Source organism: Halolamina salifodinae, assembly GCF_017874235.1.
In the GTDB taxonomy this organism is placed as follows: domain Archaea; phylum Halobacteriota; class Halobacteria; order Halobacteriales; family Haloferacaceae; genus Halolamina; species Halolamina salifodinae.
Genome location: NZ_JAGGLC010000001.1, coordinates 370,424 through 390,815, shown reverse-complemented (window position 1 = coordinate 390,815; position 20,392 = coordinate 370,424). Strand labels below are relative to the sequence as shown.

The 20,392-nt window shown below is 66.7% G+C and carries 19 protein-coding genes and 1 tRNA gene; 1 reads left to right on the top strand and 19 read right to left on the bottom strand.

Annotated features, from left to right (window positions below):
- Window positions 1-28 precede the first annotated feature (28 nt).
- The 9 genes from J2753_RS02000 to J2753_RS01965 form a co-directional block, all read right to left on the bottom strand.
- Window positions 29-331 carry a hypothetical protein gene (locus tag J2753_RS02000; protein WP_209489960.1) on the bottom strand — a complete coding sequence of 101 codons (303 nt, stop codon included), beginning with the start codon at window positions 329-331 and terminating at the stop codon, window positions 29-31.
- Entirely contained in the window at window positions 331-462 is a 132-nt protein-coding gene (locus J2753_RS14510; RefSeq protein ID WP_281064170.1) for a hypothetical protein, read from the bottom strand. Before J2753_RS14510 ends, J2753_RS02000 begins: the two co-directional genes overlap by 1 nt.
- Window positions 459-1,460, bottom strand: coding sequence for a hypothetical protein (locus J2753_RS01995; protein WP_209489958.1), 1,002 nt, complete (start codon window positions 1,458-1,460; stop codon window positions 459-461). Before J2753_RS01995 ends, J2753_RS14510 begins: the two co-directional genes overlap by 4 nt.
- A gap of 508 nt (window positions 1,461-1,968) precedes the next feature.
- Window positions 1,969-2,040 (bottom strand) — tRNA-Ala (locus J2753_RS01990).
- A 108-nt stretch (window positions 2,041-2,148) separates the two neighbouring features.
- On the bottom strand, window positions 2,149-2,463 hold the full coding sequence (gene rpsJ, locus J2753_RS01985) for a 30S ribosomal protein S10 (RefSeq protein ID WP_209489956.1): 315 nt from the start codon (window positions 2,461-2,463) through the stop codon (window positions 2,149-2,151).
- Window positions 2,464-3,729 (bottom strand): translation elongation factor EF-1 subunit alpha, encoded by a 1,266-nt coding sequence (gene tuf / locus J2753_RS01980; protein ID WP_209489954.1) that lies wholly within the window; start codon window positions 3,727-3,729, stop codon window positions 2,464-2,466.
- Between the two features lie 126 nt (window positions 3,730-3,855).
- Entirely contained in the window at window positions 3,856-4,812 is a 957-nt protein-coding gene (locus J2753_RS01975; RefSeq protein ID WP_209489952.1) for a homoserine dehydrogenase, read from the bottom strand.
- Entirely contained in the window at window positions 4,809-5,333 is a 525-nt protein-coding gene (locus J2753_RS01970; protein WP_209489950.1) for an amino acid-binding protein, read from the bottom strand. The genes J2753_RS01975 and J2753_RS01970 overlap by 4 nt, the downstream gene beginning before the upstream one ends.
- Before the next feature lie 147 nt (window positions 5,334-5,480).
- Window positions 5,481-7,670: an elongation factor EF-2 gene (locus J2753_RS01965; RefSeq protein ID WP_209489948.1), complete on the bottom strand. Its 2,190-nt coding sequence runs from the start codon at window positions 7,668-7,670 to the stop codon at window positions 5,481-5,483.
- Window positions 7,671-7,913: 243 nt separating this feature from the next.
- Between J2753_RS01965 and J2753_RS01960 the strand changes: the two genes are divergently transcribed.
- The gene (locus tag J2753_RS01960) at window positions 7,914-8,648 is read left to right on the top strand and encodes a DUF5781 family protein (protein WP_209489946.1); all 735 of its coding nucleotides are present in this window, start codon (window positions 7,914-7,916) and stop codon (window positions 8,646-8,648) included.
- On the opposite strand, the gene J2753_RS01955 is transcribed toward J2753_RS01960, so the two are convergent.
- From J2753_RS01955 to J2753_RS01910, 10 genes are all read right to left on the bottom strand, one after another.
- Window positions 8,645-9,982: a PQQ-dependent sugar dehydrogenase gene (locus J2753_RS01955; RefSeq protein WP_209489937.1), complete on the bottom strand. Its 1,338-nt coding sequence runs from the start codon at window positions 9,980-9,982 to the stop codon at window positions 8,645-8,647. The two genes, J2753_RS01960 and J2753_RS01955, sit on opposite strands and share 4 nt — an antisense overlap.
- 85 nt (window positions 9,983-10,067) lie before the next feature.
- A complete protein-coding gene (locus J2753_RS01950; protein WP_209489935.1) occupies window positions 10,068-10,709 on the bottom strand; it encodes a 30S ribosomal protein S7 in 642 nt (213 codons plus the stop codon).
- Entirely contained in the window at window positions 10,706-11,134 is a 429-nt protein-coding gene (locus J2753_RS01945; protein ID WP_209489934.1) for a 30S ribosomal protein S12, read from the bottom strand. The genes J2753_RS01950 and J2753_RS01945 overlap by 4 nt, the downstream gene beginning before the upstream one ends.
- A 116-nt stretch (window positions 11,135-11,250) precedes the next feature.
- Window positions 11,251-12,054 carry a hypothetical protein gene (locus J2753_RS01940; protein WP_209489932.1) on the bottom strand — a complete coding sequence of 268 codons (804 nt, stop codon included), beginning with the start codon at window positions 12,052-12,054 and terminating at the stop codon, window positions 11,251-11,253.
- Between the two features lie 57 nt (window positions 12,055-12,111).
- Window positions 12,112-12,534: a NusA-like transcription termination signal-binding factor gene (locus J2753_RS01935; RefSeq protein ID WP_209489930.1), complete on the bottom strand. Its 423-nt coding sequence runs from the start codon at window positions 12,532-12,534 to the stop codon at window positions 12,112-12,114.
- A gap of 49 nt (window positions 12,535-12,583) precedes the next feature.
- On the bottom strand, window positions 12,584-13,822 hold the full coding sequence (gene rpoA2, locus J2753_RS01930; RefSeq protein ID WP_209489928.1) for a DNA-directed RNA polymerase subunit A'': 1,239 nt from the start codon (window positions 13,820-13,822) through the stop codon (window positions 12,584-12,586).
- A complete protein-coding gene (locus tag J2753_RS01925) occupies window positions 13,815-16,742 on the bottom strand; it encodes a DNA-directed RNA polymerase subunit A' (protein ID WP_209489926.1) in 2,928 nt (975 codons plus the stop codon). The genes rpoA2 and J2753_RS01925 overlap by 8 nt, the downstream gene beginning before the upstream one ends.
- Window positions 16,743-18,575, bottom strand: coding sequence for a DNA-directed RNA polymerase subunit B (rpoB, locus tag J2753_RS01920; protein WP_209489924.1), 1,833 nt, complete (start codon window positions 18,573-18,575; stop codon window positions 16,743-16,745).
- Between the two features lie 3 nt (window positions 18,576-18,578).
- On the bottom strand, window positions 18,579-20,147 hold the full coding sequence (locus J2753_RS01915) for a DNA-directed RNA polymerase subunit B'' (protein ID WP_209489921.1): 1,569 nt from the start codon (window positions 20,145-20,147) through the stop codon (window positions 18,579-18,581).
- Window positions 20,147-20,374, bottom strand: coding sequence for a DNA-directed RNA polymerase subunit H (locus J2753_RS01910; RefSeq protein WP_209489919.1), 228 nt, complete (start codon window positions 20,372-20,374; stop codon window positions 20,147-20,149). The genes J2753_RS01915 and J2753_RS01910 overlap by 1 nt, the downstream gene beginning before the upstream one ends.
- Window positions 20,375-20,392: the final 18 nt, after the last annotated feature.

Genomic DNA, 20,392 nt, shown 5'->3' with positions numbered 1-20,392 from the left:
GGGCACCTCGAGGAGGGAAAGATGCCGGTCAAGGCTGCTCACCCCCGGTCCCGTCCGCAAATGGTGCTGGGACGAACGACCGGCGCGCGCGGTAGTCCTCGGGCGCGGCGCCCTGGACGGAGACGACGACGCCCTGACTCCCGAGGCGCTGGAGCGCGCTCCGGGCTCGGTCTCTGGTGATGCCGAGTTCGTTCGCGATACGGGCCGACGCGACGCCGCCTTCGAGCAGGTCGGTCTCGTCGCGCTGGTAGAGGCGCCAGCAGGCTTCGAAGATCGTCGCCTCGATCTCCGACGACCGGCGACGCCGCGACTGGCGCTTTGCCGGGGACATCACGCTGCCTCACCCCAGAAGTTGGTGACCTGATTCGGCCGGATCCACGGCTGGACCCACGCACCACCGACCCAGTTGGCGGTGATCGTGGCGCCGTAGACACGCTCCTGCGGGACTGGCGGACGGCTCAAAGCTCACCACCTCCGAGGACGGAGTCGTCGATGTCGACGGCCCGCCGGACGAGGTCTCGCCGTTCGTCGATGCGTTCCTCCACGTCGCGCCGTTGGTCCTCGTCGATGTGCTGCTCGATCCCTTCGCGAATCAGGTCCTCCAGGAACTCGCGCTCGTACTCCTTCAGCGCGTTTAGTTCGACGTTGATGTCACGACCTTCCGAGACCTGAGTCCGGAACCGGTCTCGGAGCTGTCGATCCTTGTCCGTGGACGAAGGGTTCGGGTTCTCCGGGAGGTCGAACCGCTTGATGTGCTCGAGGTTGATCCCGCGGCGCTCAAACGCGAGCGTACCGCCGCTCCCGTCGAACTTCGCGGCGCTGCTCAGCGGCCAGATGTCGAAGTACGTCTCGTCGGTGGCGTTCTCGGGGTCTCGGAACGAGAGTTTGACCCCGTAGTGCCGCATCGTCTCCTGAACGGAGACGGGAGCGTGGTACCCAGAGGGGTTGAAGTCCCCGTAGTAGAGGACTCGAACGTCGTTGCCGTCCCGGATCTTGGAGGCGAGCCGCTGGCTGGCCTCGAAGACCTTCGAGTCGGACCAGTCGCCCCGAGTTGCCTCGAGGCGGACGTTCAGGTCGTTACAGATCGGGCGGAACACCGATGCGAGGCTCTGCTTCTCGAGCCAGACTTCGACGTAGGCCTCCTGCTCTTCCCAGAAGTTCTCGCGGTAGGCCTTCCACGAATCGCGGATCTGCTCATCGACGAACTGCTGGGCGTCGTCGTACCCGCTGTCGACGGTCGCCTCGGCACGGCGCGACTCGTCGATGATCAGCGAGGGATCGATGTAGCCAGCCCGGCGCCCCTTCTTCACGGCCCGCTTGACCGAGCGGTACTCGTACTCGTGTCCGCGAGCTTCGAGGGCGTAGTAGATGTCCCGGACCGTCCGCTTCTCGTCGGTGAGGACGTCGTCGCAGAGGCGGACGAGCTTCTCGTACTTCGGGCCGGGGTTCCATGAAGTCAAGCCGACTCACCTCCGGGAACTGACTCCGAATCGGGCCGGTAGTAGTGGCCGCCTCCGGAGGATCCGGTCGTGAGATCGTCCGGTCGGTGAGGGCAGCCGATCAGATGCCCGTATTCGGTTCCGTCGGACGGGCTACGGGTGCAACGAGCTTTGCAGGTCCCGCACCGGAACTCGGAGTCCTTCTCAGTACCGAGCGTGCCGGTGTGCGGAGTGGGGGCCGGCGTCATGGCCGGCACCTCCCGTCATCCAGCGCTGCGCAGTCCTGATCCTCGTCGGTGATCGAGAGCCCGCAGAACTCACAGATGCGCGGGTCCGTCTCGCTGACGGAACTCACGCGAACCACCCCGCGCTAGCCAGAATACTTCGGGGATGGCATGGGGTGCGCCAGAACTTTCGGCGAACTTCACATCCTTCGGGGGTTTGTTCGCCCCCTGCCGCTACTGAACGTTGTCGAGCGAGGCGCTCACCAGTGCGAGAACGGAGCCTTCGTGAGAAGGCCAGAACGTAGTGGACTCGCTGGGATTTGAACCCAGGGCCTCTTCCTTGCGAAGGAAGCGATCTACCACTGATCTACGAGCCCGCATCAGAATCGAGGCGGGGGAGCGGTTTGAACGTTGCGCTTCCCCTCGACTCACGGCGCCGATACAGCCGCCGCTCGCCGGGTGAGAAAACGTGAGAACGGAAGGGTTCAGTCCTCGAGGACGATCTCGATCGAGACGTCGTTCGGGACCTGAATCCGCATCAGCTGGCGGAGCGCGCGCTCGTCCGCGTCGATGTCGATCAGCCGCTTGTGGACCCGCATCTCCCAGTGCTCCCACGTGGCGGTCCCCTCACCGTCCGGGGACTTCCGCGAGGGCACGTTGAGCTCCGTCGTCGGGAGCGGGATGGGACCCGACAGCGAGACACCCGTCTTCTCCGCGATCTCGCGGATGTCGTCGCAGATCTCGTCCAGATCCTCCGGGCTCGTTCCCGTGAGTCGGACGCGAGCCTGTTGCTCGGGCATCTATCGCTCGTCGACGCCGAGCACCTTGCCGGCCGCGATGGTCTGACCCATGTCACGGATGGCGAAGCTACCCAGCTCCGGGATCTCGCTCGACGGCTCGATCGAGATCGGCTTTTGCGGACGAACCGTTACGACTGCGGCGTCGCCGGACTTGATGAAGTCCGGCTCCTCCTCGGCGACCTCGCCGGTCGACGGGTCGATCTTCTGGTCGATCGACTCGATGGTACACGCGACCTGCGCCGTGTGGGCGTGGAAGACCGGCGTGTAGCCAGCGGTGATGACGGAGGGGTGCTGCATGACGACGACCTGCGCCTGGAACGTCTCGGCGACGCTGGGCGGGTCGTCGGCCGGGCCACAGACGTCGCCACGGCGGATGTCGTCCTTGCCGATGCCGCGGACGTTGAACCCGACGTTGTCACCGGGCGCAGCGCTGGGCACCTCTTCGTGGTGCATCTCGATCGTCTTCACTTCGCCGCCCACGTCGGACGGCTGGAAGGAGACGTTGTCGCCCGTGTTGAGGGTACCCGTCTCGATACGTCCGACGGGGACGGTACCGATACCGGAGATGGTGTAGACGTCCTGAATCGGCAGACGCAGCGGCGCGTCCGTCGGCGGCTCCGGCTCCGGCAGGTTGTTGAGAGCCTCCAGCAGCGTCGGGCCATCGAACCAGGAAGTCTGCTCGGACTCCTCGGCGATGTTGTCGCCCTCGAACGCCGAGATGGGGATGAACGTCGTGTCGTCGGTGGCGAACTGAACCTGGTTGAGCAGGTTCGTGACCTCCTCGACGACCTCCTTGTAGGAGTCCTCGCTGTAGTCGACGAGGTCCATCTTGTTGATGCCGATGACGAGCTCGTTGATACCCAGCGTGCGGGCCAGGAACACGTGCTCTCGGGTCTGGGGCGCGACGCCGTCGTCTGCCGCGACGACGAGCACCGCGTTGTCTGCCTGCGAGGCGCCCGTGATCATGTTCTTCACGAAGTCACGGTGGCCCGGACAGTCGACGATGGTGAAGTTGTATTCGTCGGTGTCGAACTCCTGGTGGGCGATGTCGATGGTGACACCACGCTCTCGCTCCTCGGCGAGGTTGTCCATGACGTAGGCGAACTCGAAGCCGCCCTTGCCCTTCTCCTCGGCCTCCTCGCGGTGCTGCTCGATAACGTGCTCGGGGACGCTCCCTGTCTCGTAGAGGAGTCGGCCCACGAGCGTACTCTTCCCGTGGTCAACGTGGCCGATAATGGCCAAGTTCTGGTGCGGTATGTCGCTCATAGTGGATTCACGCGCTAAAGGCGCTGTGGGGAAACCTTCGGCAGAACGCCGTAAAACCATTTCGATACGTGCCCCCGGAATCCGGCCGCGTACGGCGGTTTGTGCTACTGTACCGTGGTTCTGGGCTCAGCGAGGGGGGAGCCGCCCCACGTCGGCGAGCACCGCCGACGCCGTCTCGGCGCCGCCGGCGCCCCGCCCCGAGAGGTTCAGCCGACCGGCGTGCCCGGTCTCGATCTGGACGATGTTCTGGGTGCCGGTCACCGCCAGCGTGCCGTTCTCGGGCACCAGGCGCGGGCCGACTCTGACCCCCGACGCCGACGCGTCGACGATCAGTCTGACCGTCCGCCCGTCCTCGCCCGCGAGCGAGAGCGCGCTCGTGGGGAGCTCATCGATCCCCGTCACGTCGGCGTCGGCAAGCGACAGGGCCTCCTCGCCGCGGGCCTCCCGGAGCACGTTCGCGACGATGACGCCCTTCAGCGCCGCGTCGGTGCCGTCGACGTCGAAGGAGGGGTCGGCCTCCGCGACGCCTAACTCCTGGGCCTCCGCGAGTACGTGGTCGTACCCCAGGCCTTCGGCGGCCATCCGCGTGAGCACGAAGTTCGCGGTGCCGTTGAGCACGCCGCGGACGCGGTCGACCCGTTCCGGGCCGAGATCCTCGACGGTCCGGACTGCGGGGATGGCGCCGCCGACGGTCGCCTCGAACCGGAGTTCGCCGGCGCTCTCTTCGACGGCCGCCCGGAGGTCGGCATAGCGCTCGGCGACCGGTCCCTTGTTCGCCAGTACGACGTGGCGGTCCCGGGAAAGCGCCGCGGCGGCGTTCGAGAAGCCGGGTTCGGCGTCGCCGAGCGTCGTCGGCGTCGCCTCGACCAGCACGTCGTAGTCGGCGGCCAGTAGCTCCTCGTGGGGGCGCTCTCCAACGACACCCGTCTCCTGCTTCCGGGCGAGGGCCTCCTCGATATCCAGCGGGTCGCCCATCGCAGCGCCGGTGGAGTCCGCGAGACCGATCACGTCGTGGCCGTACTGCCCGGCCAACTCCGCGACCGCGCGGCCGACCGCGCCGACGCCCATCACGGCGAGTCTCATTCGCCCACCTCCAGGGGTTCGACGACGATGAGGTCCTTTCGCTCGGCGATCTCGCGGACGCGATCCAGCGCGGCTCCCCGCTCGCCCGAGCGCGCGCCCAGACGGAGATACGCCGAGGAGATCGCCTCGACGCCGTCGGGCGCGGTCAGCGATAGCTCCTCGACGGAGACGGTCGACTCGTTCTCGATCTCGCGGAGCGTCCCCGAGAGGTCGGTGTCGACGAGGTGCCCGGTCAGGAGCACCCGGAACGCCTCGCCGTAGTACTCCTCGTCGGCGGCGACGACGGTGACGCCCTGCTCGCGGAGGCCGTCGACCACGTCCTCGAACTTCCCAGCAGGACAGTCGACCGCGACTTCGACGGGAATACGGCCGCCAGGTGTGCGGCTTCCCCGCTCGTGGAACACCGAGAGGAGGTTCCCCCCGTTCTCGGCGATAGGGTCGAGGGCGGCCGCGAGTTCGCCCGGTTCGTCGACGAGTTCGAGTCGCAGCGTGTGTGTCGTGACACCATCGGGCCGGCTCATGGTCGATCCCTCTTCCCGACGGTCGGATACACGCGTTGCACGCTCGAACGGAGCGCCGGAGTCGGTATAAGCCTTCCCGGAGTGTGTCAGGGACTCACGAGCGAAAAACGGAGAGAAAACCGCAGACGGCGAGCGCGTCGGTCGCGCTTAGATGTACTCGATCGCTTCGGACAGCTCGAGCTTCATCCCCTTGCGCTCGCGGATCTCCATGATCTTCTCGCGCTGGAGGTTGTCCGCCATGACGCGGAAGCCGGCGTTCTCGGTGTTCCAGGAGGCACGACCCTCGGTCGCGCTCCGGATGTCGCTGGAGAAGCCGATCATCTCGCCGACGGGCGCGATGCCCTCGACGACCATGAGGCCACCCTCCTGGTACATGTCGTCGACGCGGCCACGGCGACCCTGGATCTCGCCGGAGGCGGCACCCATGTGCTCGCTGGGTACGTCGATACGGACGTTCTGGATCGGCTCCAGCAGGCGGATCTCGCCGTCGATGAGGGCGTGGTGAACGGCCTCACGGACTGCGGGGATCACCTGTGCCGGACCACGGTGGATCGTGTCCTCGTGGAGTCGGGCGTCGTGCAGTCGGAGCAGCGTCCCCTGCACGGGCTCGGCCGCCAGCGGGCCGTCGTCGAGCGCCTCCGAGAGCCCCTCGATCACCAGCTCCATCGTCTCGTTGAGGTGCTGGATACCCTTCGTGTCGTCGATCAGGATGTTCGTCCCGTGGATGTGCTCCACGTTCTGGGACGTGTCCTTCTCCATGCCGGCGTCCTGCAGCGCCTCACGGCGCTCCAGTTCGGGCATGTCCATGGAGACTTCGCCGCGCTGGATCGCGTCGACGATGTCCTGGGCCATCGGGTGGATGGAGATGTAGAACTTGTTGTGGCGGTTCGGCGAGACACCCTCGACCTCTCGGGACTCCTCCTGGGGCTGCTCGCGGTAGACCACGATCGGCTCACCGGTGTTGACCGGGATGCCCTGCTCTTTCTCGATACGCTGGGTGATCACTTCGAGGTGAAGCTCACCCTGCCCGGAGATGAGGTGCTCCCCGGTGTCCTCGTTGATCTCGATCTGGATCGTCGGGTCCTCCTTGGCGACCTGCTGGAGCGTCTCGATCAGCTTCGGCAGGTCGTCCATGGACTGGGCCTCGACGGACTTCGTGATCACCGGCTCCGAGATGTGCTCGATCGACTCGAACGGCGTCATCTCCTCGGAGGAGACCGTCGAGCCGGCGATGGCGTCGCGCAGCCCCGTGACCGAGGCGATGTTCCCCGCGGGGACGCGCTCCACTTCCTCCCGCTCACTCCCCATGAACAGCCCGACGGACTGGATCCGGTTTTTCCCGGCCGTCCCGGAGACAAACAGGTCCTGGCCCTTCTCGAGGGTGCCGGAGAACACACGCCCCGTGGCGATCTCCCCGGCGTGGGGGTCCATCGAGATGTCGGTCACCATGAAGACGACGTCGCCGTCCTCGTTGACCAGCCGCATGTCCTCTGCCAGCTCCGACTCGGCGTCGCCACGCCAGATGCGCGGGACACGGTGGGGCTGGGCGTCGACGGGGTTCGGGAAGTGCTTACAGACCATGTCGAGCACGACGTCCGAGAGCGGCGTGCGCTCGTGGAGTTCGTCGCGCTTGTCGTTCTGCTCCAGTTCGATGATGTCCGCGAAGGACATGCCGGTGCGCTGCATCGACGGCATCGAGACGCCCCACTTGTAGAGCGCCGAGCCGAACCCGACAGTCCCGTCCTCGACGGAGACCGTCCAGTCGTCGTTGATGTCGTCCATCTCCTCGATCATCCCGCGGATGAGCTCGTTGACGTCGGCGATGACGCCGAGCAGTCGCTCCTGCATCTCCTCCTCGCCTTCCTGCAGTTCGGAGATGAGGCGGTCGACCTTGTTGATGAACAGCGTCGGCTTCACACCCTCACGCAGCGCCTGTCGGAGCACCGTCTCGGTCTGGGGCATCGCCCCTTCGACGGCGTCGACGACCACGAGCGCGCCGTCGACGGCACGCATCGCTCGGGTCACGTCGCCACCGAAGTCGACGTGGCCCGGGGTGTCGATCAGGTTGATGAGGTGGTTGGTCTCCTCGTACTCGTGGGTCATCGAGACGTTCGCCGCGTCGATGGTGATCCCACGTTCCTGTTCGTCCTCCTTCGTGTCCATTGCCAGCTGCTCGCCGGCGGTCCCCTCGGAGATCATCCCCGCGCCTGCGAGGAGGTTGTCGGAGAGGGTCGTCTTCCCGTGGTCGACGTGGGCGGCGATGGCGATGTTCCGGATGTTCTCCGGAGTGTCCATCAGCCGCTCACACTCTTGGACAATTTTCTTACGTCGGCCCATTGGCGTTGGGTACCCGTGGCGGGGTCAAAAGGGTAGTGTTTCGCCAAGAGGCGTGTGCCGGTGGCACACCCGGCTATGGCCCCGGCTGCGGGCGAATTCGTTGGCGCGAACCGTCGCTCCTGCTCGGCCACTGCTTGTCGGCGGCTGGCAGTCGCCGCCTTCTACTCAGCCATCGGCGGCTGGCCGTCGCCGCCTTCTACTCCCGAAACGGTCTTCCCCCTCTCCCCCGTGGTACATTAACACATGGATATTCGACTTCCCGAGAACGGTCCCGCGGACCCGTTTCTCGGCGCAGCAGATCTGCTAGAGACCGAGAGCCGGGTCGACCTCCCAGTCCACGTTCGGCTCCGCGAGGACCCGGACGAGCGCACGTGGGCGGGGCACTACGACGACCGGCACGTACTCAACATCTCCCGGCAGGCAGCCACCAGCGCGATGGCCCGCGAGCTGGCGCTCCACGAACTCTCCCACATGGCCCGCTACGAACAGGAGCACCCCTCCCACCACCAGTCGACTCGGGAGGCCATCTTCCTCGCGCTGGCGGGCAAGAGCGTCGAACGCCGGAAGCTGGCCCACGTCCACCAGATGGCCAACCACATGAAGGACATTTACGCCGACGACATCACCCTCTCGGTTGCGCCGGGCGGAAAGCTCGTCACCTTCCTCGAGTCCCGACTCGCCGACGCCGTCGCCGACCGGCCGCCAGCGGTCCCGACTGGCTGGCAGCTAGCGACCCCCGGCGCCGACCCCGAAATCACGGCAGTCAACGCGGCGTTCGCCCTCGCGCTGGTGGAGCGCCACGACCTCGTCGACGAGGACCACCGCATCTACGACCTCGCCCACGCGGCCGCGGACGACGCGCCCGAGATCCGTCTCGACCGGTTCGCCGACGCGTTCCGGTCGTTGGCGGATGATCCAACAGAAAGCGAGTACCGCAAGGCGCTGGTCGACCTGACCCGGGAGTACGTCGGCGACTAGGCTTCGGCGATCCGGACCAGCACGTCGTCGCGCTCCAGCGGGAACGGGGCGTTCGCCCGGCCGTCGCGGTTCGACGTGATGGCGTACAGCGCGCCGTCCGGTCCCGGTTCGACGTGCCGGATCCGCCCGAGTTCGTCGACCAGCAGGTCGTGGCTCGTCACCGTGTAGGTGTCGTCGAGCCAGTCGGCGCTGTGGCGCTGGCCCGTCTCGCCCAGCGCGGGCGGCTCCTCGCCCGACGGCGTCAGCGTGAACGACTTCAGGCGCTGCTCGGCGAGACAGCCGACGAGTAGCCGATTTTGGAGCGTTGGCGCCGCCTCGCCGCGGTAGAACGACGACCCGGAGGGCGCCCAGACGGTGCTCTCGACTTTCGAACTCGCAATGGGGCGCCGGTAGTCAGTCCCCGCGTACTCGTCGGGCTGACGGGCGTCGGGCCAGCCGTACTCCGTGCCCGCCGCGAGCGCGTTGACCTCGTCCGGGCCGGGCCCGTGTTCGTTGACCACGGGGGTGGCGTCGGGCAGCCAACTCAGCCCCTGTGGGTTCCGGTGGCCGATGGAGAACACCCGCGGGTCGCCCTTCTCGCTGTTCCCCGGCGCAGGGTCACCCGAGGGAGTGACGCGGAGCGTCTTCCCAGCGAGGGACTCCGGATCGGCGGCGAACTCGCCGTTGCCGGCGTCGCCCATCGTCATCCAGAGGTAGTTCGCCGGGCCGAACCGGATCCGGCCGCCGTTGTGGATGAACGCGTTGGTGTCGGCCTTCGCCGGCGCTTCGAGCAGCACGTCGACTGGCTCGCCGGGGTCGTCGCTCTCGGGGTCGAACGCCGCCAGCCGGACGACTGGCTCCTCGGTGTCGTTGGCGGTGTAGCAGACGAAGACGCGCGACACCTCGGGGTAGTTCGGATGGACTTCGACGCCCATCGTCCCACCCTCGCCGCCGTCGACGAACCAGCTTTTCTCGTCGCTACCGGGTGGCACCGACCCGCCGTCGATGGCGCCGGCTGGCTCGAACAGCGGGGTGACTTCGCCGTCGGCGTAGCGGAGCACCTGTCCGGGGCGCTCGGTCAGGTATAGGTCGCCGTTGGGGGCAAAGGAGAGGTCCCACGGGATCTCGAGGTTCTCGGCCAATACCTCAATCTCGAGTTCCGGCTCGGCGGCGTCGGTCGGCGCCGACCAGTCCGGGTCGTAGCCGTCCCACGCGGTCTCGTCGTGGTCGAGGCCGGCGGTTCCACCCGGCGATGGGTTGGGTTCGGTGTCGCTGGGGACGCCGGTACTACAGCCGGCGAGACCGACCGTGGAGAGGGCGAGTATCGTGCGACGGGAGAGCGAATCGGGGTCCACGTTCGATCATCGGGAGCCCGAAGTAAAGTCCTTCTGTCGGCGTGGCCGGCGCTGGCCGGCGTGAAAACGAAAGAGAGAGAACGGCTTAGCGGGCCGCGGCCGCGACGCGCTCGGTCTCTTCCTTCTGGGAGATCGGGTACGCGCTGACGTCGTAGTCGGCGGCGCCCATCAGCTGCTGGGCCAGCGCCCCGGCGGCCGAGGTCGTCGAGCCGCGGGACGCGTTGAGCGTGCCCGTGGCGATGAACTTCAGTCCCTGGTCGACACGGCGCTGGGGCGCCACGTCGACGGCCTTCGGGACCGAGATCCCGCCGTACTTCAGGCGGACGGTCTCCTCACGCGGCGCCGCGTTCTCGACGGCGGTCACGAGCACCTGCGCGGGGTTCTCCTCGGTCTGCTCGTGGATGATTTCGAACGCCTCGCGCACGATGTTGGTCGCCTTCTGCTTGTCGCCCGTGTTGTCCTCCGTCTGCATCAGACGGTTGATCATGCGCTCGACCACGCTGATCTCGGACTTCTCGAACTGCTTGCTCGCGTGACGACCCATCGTGTGGGCGACGGCCGTCACGGTGAGGTAGCGCTGGGTCGAGGGGTCGCTGTACTCGATCCCGGAGACGTCCCAGACGCCGAACAGGTCGGCGCCGGTCGACGTTTCCTCGGTCGTCTCCTCGGCTTCGGCCTCGACTTCCTCGGTCTCGGCGTCGGCCTCGGGGGCTTCGTCCTCGCTCATCGGACGGGCTTCTCCGCGTTACCGCGAACCAGTTCGATCATCGAGACGCCGTTGACCTTCTCGACCTTGTAGTTGACACCCGAGATGTCACCCATCGCACGACCCTTCGAGCCACCGATCCCGGCGATGGTGACCTCGTCGTGCTCGTCGATGAACGAGATGGCGCCGTCACCGGGACAGAACGCGGTGACCTGCTTCCCGTTTTTGATGAGCTGGACCCGGACACACTTTCGGATGGCCGAGTTCGGCTGCTTCGCCTCGATGCCGACCTTCTCCAGCACGATGCCTCGACCCTGGGGCGCACCCTCGAGCGGGTCGGATTTCTCCTTGAGTCCGCGTTCTCGGCGCGCGTACTCCGAGTCGGACCACCGCCGCTTCTGGCGGTCCTTCTTGAGTTTGCGCGCGGCGTATTTGCCGTTCGCCATACCCAACGGTTTTCGACGGAACCACTTAAGCATCCCCTTTCGACGGGGCGAAACGAGCCGAGAACTGTTTAGAGGATGCGCTAGTCGGATCTGAGCGCGTTTCGCCGAACAGCCCGTTACGCTGTTTCGGTGCCGGCGACGGGAATCTCCGTCACCCACTGGTCGACGCCCCAGTCCAGTCTGACGTGAGCCACGTCTCCCTCCCCGCGTATTCGGATCGACGGAGTGAGTTCCCGTTCCTCTCCCGGTTGGAGGCTCGCAGTCACCAGCTTCGACCCGGAGACGTAGTTCTCCGAGAGGCTCGCGCCGAACGTTCCCGCGCCATCGCCGCGGTTCGCCACTGTGAACGACACCGTCGCTTGCTCCGTTTCCACTGCCCCGATCTCGGCGGGGCTGACCGACGGCTCCCCGACGTCGAACTCGGGTGGCTCGTTCAGCCGGCTGATCGTTTCGGCGGAGAGCGTTCGAAGCGTCGAGCCGCGCGACTGTAGCTCCCCGCTCCCGACAGTCCGGTCTTTCGCCACCGCGAACGCCACGTCGACGGTGTCTTTCCGCCACGGGACGGGCTGGCGCGACGCCAGTCCCACGGCCTCGCCGTCGAGCTCGAGCGCCACTGCCTCCGTAGCCGCCCCCCGATCCAACTCAGTCGAGAGCCGGACGACGACGTACTGGCGTCCGGCCTTCCGGTGGACGTGTGGATGCGTCCCCGACAGCGGGTAGAGAATGAACTCCGCGACGGTGAGTTCGGCGAGCCGTGCCGCCGGCGTCCCCGTCGGCGAGGGAGAGTCGACCGATTCCGGTGACGGCTCAGTCGTTCCGTCGGCCTCAGTTCTCGCCGACCCCGAGCAGCCGGCGGTTCCGGTGACCGCGGCGACGCCCCCGACCAACAGGCGGCGACGGGAGAGATTCTGGAGGGACACGGCTCACGTATCGAACTGTCTGGATAAATGCTTCGTGGGCGAGCGCCCACGCTTCCCTCAGGCCAACTGCACGTCGTCGATGTCGAAATGGCGATCCGCCAGCCGTCGGGCGGTCTCTATCGACTCGCCGCCGGCGCCGATGGCGACGCCGCGGTCGGCCTGGGCCACCTCGACGTACGCGACGGTGCTGCCACCCTGCGTCGAGAGGGTGACGTTGCGCACGGCCGCGGGCGCGAGGCAGTTCGCGACGAACGCGGCGGGGTCGTCGGCGTCCTCCACGAGATCGACGCGCGTGTCCAACTGTTCCTCGACCTCCTCGACGGTCTGGCCGCCGGGGCCGATGGCCGCACCCATCTCGCCGGCCGGGACGACGAACACCGCGCGGTCGTCCTCGACCAGGCAGTCGACCGGCGTGACGCCGGTCGCGTCGGCGAAGGCGGCGATGTAGCGGCGCGCCTCGTCCGACAGGGTGAGCGTCATCGCTGCCGCCCGCTGGCTGGTGATTCAGTTCGCTGACGGGACCGTCCCATCAGTCGTCGCTGGACGTGGCCGCCGAGGTCGACCCCATCCGGAGGTCGACGTCGCCGGTCCCGATGGCCACCGGCTTCCCGACGATCACGTTCTCGATCACGCCGTCGAGGTCGTCGACCTCGCCGTGGATGGCGGCGTCGAGCAGGTGGTTCACCGTCACCTCGAACGCCGCCCGCGCGAGCACGGAGTCTTTCGACCCCGAGATCCCGTGGCGACCGATCGACTCGATGGTGCCGCGGTTGGTCATGATGTCCGCCACCAGCATCAGGTGCCGGACGTTCACGTCGTCGAGCCCCTGTTCGGCCAGCGTCTCGTGGGTCTCGTTGATGATCGTCTCACGGGCGGCCTCGATCCCGAGTTCCTCGTTGATCTCGTGGATGTTGTTACACGTCGAGCGGGTGATGTCGACACCCTCGATCTCGAGCACGTCGCCGAAGGCCGACCCCTCGGTGTAGAGGACGAACTCCTCCTCGTCGCGGTCCTCCAGTTCCTCCTTCCGGATCACGACGCGGGAGACCTCCTCGATCCCCTTGAAGACGACCTCGCGGAGCTCCTCGACGAGCTGGAGCAGCTCCCGGTAGCTGGGCTGCTCGGGGCCAAAGGCGAGCACGGTCCCCTTGCGCTTGGTCGCGACCTTGAGTTCGCTCTCGATGGTCTCGCGGAGCTCCTCGGCGATCTCGCCCACGTCGTCGTAGGTGGGCCAGCGCTTCTCGAGGGTTTCCTCGTTCAGGTCGATGGTGACCTGCATGTCCGCGACGTTGGTTGAGACGTTCCCGAGCGCGAGCACTTTGGTCGCCTCGATCTGCCAGACGACTTCGCGTGCCTTCTCGCGGTCGGTCGCGTACTCCTCCTCGAGGTGAACCGTCATCGTCGGCGTGTCCGGCGTCTTCCGGGCGTCGACGAGTTCGATCAGTCGGGGCAGCCCCTGTGTCACGTCGATCTCCGCGACGCCCGCGAAGTGGAACGTGTTCATGGTTAGCTGCGTCCCCGGCTCACCGATCGACTGGGCCGACACCGTCCCGACGGGGTCGAGCGCGTCGACCCGCGTGTCGTCGTAGCGGGTGACGACCGCCTTGACGATCTCCTCGATCTCCTCGCGCGTCGCGCCCTCGTTCTCCTCGATGGCGCCGTAGACGCGGTCCTTCAGGCGTCGGGGGAGTTCGGTCCCCTCGACGAGCGTTTCGGTGTCCTCGTCGATATGCTCGAAGCTCTCGGGGAGCGCCTCGGCGTCAGTCATCGCTCACCCCCTGGCCGGCCTTGTTCAGGCCTGGGCCAGCGTACTCCGAGATGTTGGTCTCGACTTCCTCCTCGCCGAGGAAGCGGGCCTTCTGCTCGTCGCTGCTGAACTCGGCGTCCAGCACGCGCTGGGTGATCGCCTCCACGTTGACGGGGTCGTCCTCGTCGGAGGAGACTTTGACCGGCGAGGTACCGTCCTCGCCGAACTCGAACTGCACGACGGTGCCGGAGGTGTCCCGGACGGTGCCGTCGTACTGCGCCTCCAGTTCCGAGAGCGCGTTGATCAGGCGGCGCTGGAGATAGCCGGACTTCGACGTCCGGACTGCCGTGTCGACCAGCCCCTCCCGGCCACCCATCGCGTGGAAGAAGAACTCCCGCGGGGTGAGGCCGGAGCGGTAGGAGTTCTCGACGAACCCGTGGGGGCCAGCCGAGAGGTCACCGCGCTTGTAGTGGCTGAGGGTCCGGCCCTCGTAGCCACGGTTGATGCGCTCGCCACTGACGGTCTGCTGGCCGACGGAGCCGGCCATCTGGGTCAGGTTCAGCATCGACCCACGCGCGCCGGACCGGGCCATCACGACTGCGGGGTTGTCGTCGGCGAAGTAGTCGTCGGCGATCTCCCCGGCGGAGTCACGCGCCTTGCCCAGCGTCTGCATGATCTTGAGTTCGAGCGTCTCGTCGACCGTTCGGCCCGGGATCGAGTTGAGCTCGCCCGCCCGGTAGGTCTCGATCAGCTCGTCGATGCGCTCGTGGGCGTCGTCGATGGCCTCGTCGACCTGCTCGCCGGCCTCCTGCGGGATGGACTCGTCGTCGATCCCGATCGAGAAGCCGAAGTGCATGATCGAGCGCATCGCCAGCGTCGCCACCTCGTTGACGAACACGCGGGCGCGCGTCTTCGAGTAGTCCTTGGTGATGGTGTCGACGATGTCGCCGCCGAACGCGCCGATGGCGCCCTCGTCGATGGTCCCCTGTTTGAGCTGTCCCTCCTCGATGACAACCATGTCGTCAGCCTCGGAGCGGAACTCGAGGTCGAGGTCGTCGGGCAACAGCTCCGAGAACACCGTGCGGCCCTCCCAGACAGGCTTGTCGTTCTCCTCACCGTCGGGCTCGGGCAGCTCGTCGACGCTGGTCGCACGCAGCAGGTCCAGCGCCTGGTTCTCGGTGAACGTAGGGTTGTTCCGGGTCAGCAGGTAGGTCCCACTGATGTGGTCCTGGATCGCGCCGATGATGTTCTCACCGAAGCGCGGGCTGAGCATCTGCTCTTGGACCCGCATCAGCACGCGGGCCTCCGCACGCGCCTCCTCGTTCTGGAGCGCGTGCATGTTCATCTCGTCGCCGTCGAAGTCGGCGTTGTACGGCGTACAGACCGTCGTGTTCAGCCGGAACGTCTTGTACGGCATCACGACCACCTCGTGGGCCATGATCGACATCCGGTGCAGCGACGGCTGTCGGTTGAACACGATGATGTCGCCGTCCGTGAGGTGGCGGGAGACCTCCCAGTCGGGCTGGACCTTCTCCGCGAGCTCCTCACAGTTCTTCTCGGTGACCTTCAGGCGGCGCCCGTCGGGGCGCTTGACGTAGTTGGCGCCCGGGTGGCCCTCGGGGCCGTTCCGGACGTACGTTCGGGCCTCCTCGAGGTTGCGCTCGGAGACGTTCATCGTCTGGGTCATCTCCCGCGCCACGCGCTCGGGGACGCCGACCTCGTTCAGCGAGAGGGTCGGGTCCGGCGAGATGACGGTACGCGCAGAGAAGTTCACACGCTTACCCGAAAGCGAGCCACGGAACCGCCCCTCCTTCCCTTTGAGTCGCTGGGAGAGGGTCTTGAGCGGTCGGCCCGACCGGTGTCGGGCCGGCGGCGTCCCGGAGATCTCGTTGTCCACGAACGTCGTCACGTGGTACTGGAGCAGCTCCCAGAGGTCCTCGATGATCAGCTGGGGCGCCCCCGCCTCGCGGTTCTCCATGAACCGCTGATTGATGCGGATGATGTCGACCAGCTTGTGGGTCAGGTCGTCCTCGGAGCGCTGGCCGTTGTCCAGCGTGATCGAGGGACGGGTGGTGACCGGCGGCACCGGCAGCACCGTCATGATCATCCACTCGGGCCGGGAGGTCTCGGGGTTGACGCCGATGTTCGCGAGGTCCTGATCCGGGATGTCCTCGAACCAGTCCCGGATGTCACTGGGCATCAGCTTGTTCTCGTCCTCCTCGGTGAGGTCGATGTCCAGCGCCTTCTCGAGGGCCTTGCGGTCCTCCTCACGCGGGCGGAACTCGCCGCTGAGGATGTCGTTGACCCGGTCGAGCGCGATGCCCGTCCCGTCGGCGATATCCGTCGGCGACATGCCGGCGTCGTCTTCCTCCTCGTCGGGCTGCATCGCTTCCGCGATGATGTCGGAGTACTCGCCGGCGAGCACGTCCTGGACCTCGTAGTAGGTGGTCGGCTTCTCGTGTTTGATGTCGTACTGGGTCTCGCCACAGAACGGACAGCGAGAGGCCTTGCGTGCCTGCCGGATGGCCGCCTTGAGCACGTCGTCGGGGTCGTCGCCGAGCTCCTCGGCGCGCTCCAGTCGCTGGGCGAACTCCTCCTGCTCGTCCTCGGTGAGCGAGAGGCGCCCGCAGTCACGACAGGTGCCACGCAGCAGGCGACGGATCAGCTTCGCGAAGCCGACGTGGATCACCGGCGCCGCGAGTTCGATGTGCCCGAAGTGGCCGTTACACGACCCGGAGTGCTGGCCGCAGGTCCGGCACTCCAGCCCGGGGTCGATAACCCCCAGTCGGGGGTCCATGAGCCCCATGTCGATGGGGTAGCCGTCGTCGTCGTACGTGTCGGCGGTGATCACCTTCGTGGCGCTCATGTCCCGGTACGTCTCCGGGTCCATCAGGCCGAAGCTGATCTCGCCGATCTCCTTGGGTGAGCCTGAGATTGACATTTATACTGCGTCCTCCAGTTCCAGCTTGGGTCGAATGCCGAGCGCCTTCATCTCGTCGAGCAGGAGCTTGAACGCGTAGCTGACCTCCAGCTCGTGGATGTTGTCCTCGTCTTTCGTGATGGGGTCGTACACCCGGCGCTGCTCCACGTCCTCGACGGCGACCATCCCGGTGTCCTCCGAGATGTACACCGTTTCGCGGTCCGAGGAGTCGAGCAGTCGCTCCTTCAGTGCCATCGCGGCGCCGTGCCCGATGAGCACCTCACGCTCCATCTCGCCCACACGGAGACCACCCTCGCGGGCGCGCCCCTCGGTGGGCTGGCGGGTGAGCACCTGCACCGGCCCGCGCGAGCGGGCGTGCAGCTTGTTGCTCACCATGTGGTACAGTTTGTGGTAGAAGATCGTCCCGACGAATATCTCGGCGTCGATCTTCTCGCCGGTAACCCCGGAGTACATGACCTCCTTGCCGGAGGACTTGAAGCCGTGCTCCTCCAGACTGTCGCGGAGTTCGTCCTCGCCCTCGCCCTGGAACGCGGTGCCGTCGACGCGCCGGCCCTCGAGGGAGCCGACCTTGCCGCCGAGCATCTCCAGCACGTGGCCCACGGTCATCCGCGAGGGGAGCGCGTGGGGGTTCATCACGAGGTCGGGGATCAGGCCTTCCTCGGTGAACGGCATGTCCTCCTGCGGTGCGAGGTGGCCCACGACGCCCTTCTGGCCGTGTCGGGACGCGAACTTGTCCCCGAGTTCGGGGATCCGCTCGTCCCGGACGGAGACTTTCGAGAGCTTCGAGCCGTCCTCGCCCTCCATCAGCGTGACCGTGTCGACGATGCCGTCCTCGCCGGATCGCATCGTGACCGAGGTTTCGCGGCGCTTCTGGGGCGAGAGGCCGCCGAGGTCCTCCTGCTCCTCGAGGAAGCGGGGCGGCGACGTCTTGCCGAGCAGCACCGAGTTCTCGTCGACTTTCGTCTCGGGGTTGACGAGGCCGTCCTCGTCGAGGTGGGTGTAGGCGTCCTCGCCGCGTGCGCCGCGCACGTCCTGCGAGGGCGTCTCGAAGCGGTCCTCCTGGCCGCCGGGGTAGCGTCGCTCCTCACCCTCGTAGGTGCGGAAGAAGTGCGAGCGGGCGAGCCCTCGCTCGACCGACCCCTGGTTCATGACCAGCGCGTCCTCGATGTTGAACCCCTCGTAGGACATGACCGCGACCGTGAAGTTCTGGGCCGCGGGGCGCTCGTCGAAGCCGATCTGTTCGGTGGTCTGGGTTTTCACCATCGACAGCTGCGGGTAGTGCAGGAGGTGCTGTCGGGTGTCGGGCCGAATCCGGTAGTTCGCGGACGGCAGCCCGAGTGACTGCTTCATCATCCCTGCGCCCATCGTAATACGCGGCGACGCGTTGTGCTCGGGGTAGGGGATCATCCCGGCACCGATGCCGAAGATGAGTTGCGGGTCGATCTCGAGGTGCGTGTGGTCCTCGGTGAGGTCGCCTTCGTCGACGGCGACGAGGATGTCTTCCTCCTCCTCGGCGTCGATGAACTCGACGATCCCACGGTCGACGAGGTCGTCGAACTCGAGTTCGTCCGCCTCGACGGCCTCGATGTGCTCGTCGGTCAGGCGCGGATCGCCGTCGTCGACGACGATCAGCGGGCGGCGTGCCCGGCCGGCGTCGGCGTTGACGATGACCTCGCGGGTGCGCTCCTTGACCGCGACGTTGACCATCTCGCTGACCTCGCCGCTCCGGCGAGAGTCTCGGATCTGTGCTGCCAGCTCGTGGGGGTCCGGATGGGTCCCGACGAGGCTGCCGTTGACGTAGACCTTCGCAGGTCGTTGCTGTGATTCTGCCATGCTCTAGTCGTCCGCAGGGGTTGCTCGTTCGACGCCCTCGATTCCCGGGATGCCTTCGACGCCCATGTCGTCGAGTTCGCGCTTGAGTTCGCGCTCGTCGTCGACGTGCTGGGAGAGCTCCATCGCCTGAGCGAAGTTCTTCACTAGACCGCAGTTGGGGCCCTCCGGCGTCTCGGAGGGACAGATACGACCCCACTGGGTCGCGTGCAGGTCACGCGCGTCGAAGTGGGGCTGGGACCGGCTGAGCGGCGAGCGCAGCCGTCGCAGGTGGGAGAGAACGCCCATGTAGTCGGTTCGGTCGACCAGTTGGGAGACCCCAGAGCGGCCGCCGACCCAGTTCCCCGTCGCGATGGGGTGCTCGAGGCGCTCGGTCAGCACGTCCGAGCGAACCACCGTGTTGACGCTCAGATCACGGTTCCGCATGTTGGCGCGTTCGAGCTGGTACTTCACGTCCCGGGAGAGTTTATTCAGCGCGGTCCGGAACAGGTCCTTCATCAGGTCGCCGCTGACCTTGAGGCGCTTGTTGGAGTAGTGGTCCTTGTCGTCGGAGTCGCGCCGACCGAGGGCGAGTTCGAAGCACGCCTCGGCCATCCGGCAGAGGTAGTACGCCTTGTTGATGCGCACGTCCTCGTCCTCGACACCCTCCTCGTGGAGGTGGGGCAGCAGGTAGCGGTCGATGACGTAGTTCGCCCGCTTGAGCTGGTAGTTCTTCCCCTGGCCGGAGGCGACGCGCTTCCCGAGGGTCTCGATTGCCTCCTCCTCGGTCTGCACGTCGGCCTCCTCTAAGTTCTCCAGCATGAACTTCACGATCTCGGGGTCCTCCGAGACGCGGTGGACGATCTCCTCGTCGGACTCCAGCCCGAGCGCACGGACCAGCGTCACGAACGGCACGGAGCCGGAGACGGAGGGGAAGCTGACCTCCAGGATCCCCTCGCGGTTGCGCTCACAGAGGACGAGCGCGCGGTAGCCACGGCGCTGGGAGAACGTCTTGGCGACCTGGATGTCGTCGCCGTACTTCGTGTCGTGCTCCGCGAGGATCTTGTTCGGCGCCAGGTCCTCGCTGGTCATCAGCACGCGCTCGGAGCCGTTGACGATGAAGTAGCCACCGGGGTCGACCGGGTCCTCGCCGATGTCGACCAGCTCCTCGTCAGAGAAGCCGTCGATGTTACACTTGTTCGAGCCGACCATGATCGGCATGCGGCCGACCTTGGTCTCGGTCTGGTCGACGACCTCCTCGGGCTCCTCCTCGCCGCCGCGGACGATGGACATCTCCATGAACACGGGGGCGGCGTAGGTGATGTTGCGCAGGCGGGCCTCCTGCGGGTAGAGCAGTTCCTCGGAGCCGTCGGCCTCGCGGACGCGGGGCGTCAGGATGCGGACGTTGCCGAGTTCGACCCAGACGGGCTCCTGTCCTTCCTTGTCGCCGATGTCGGTGCCGATCGTCTCCTTCTCGTCGACCACGTCCTGCATCCCGCGGTTGAGGAAGTTGTTGAACGATCGGAAGTGGTGCTCCGCCAGTCGTTCCTGGGAGAAGTACTCCCGGGAGACCGCACGTCGACTTTCTCGGTCCATTATTCGACCACCAGCCTGTAGACGACGGCTGTGTCTGTGGTGCGCGAGTCGCGTTCGATGCGGACGACGTCGCCGGGCTCTGCCTCCTTGGGCAGGGCGGGGTCCCTGCGCTTGATCTTGGGTAGGTTCGTCTTTTTCACTTGGTACTCCTCCAGCACCTCCTCGACCTCGGGCGCGTCGAGGAGCGTGTGCTCCGGAACCAGTTCGTGGTGGCTTACGTCTACCATAGGTGTTGGGCGTTCAGA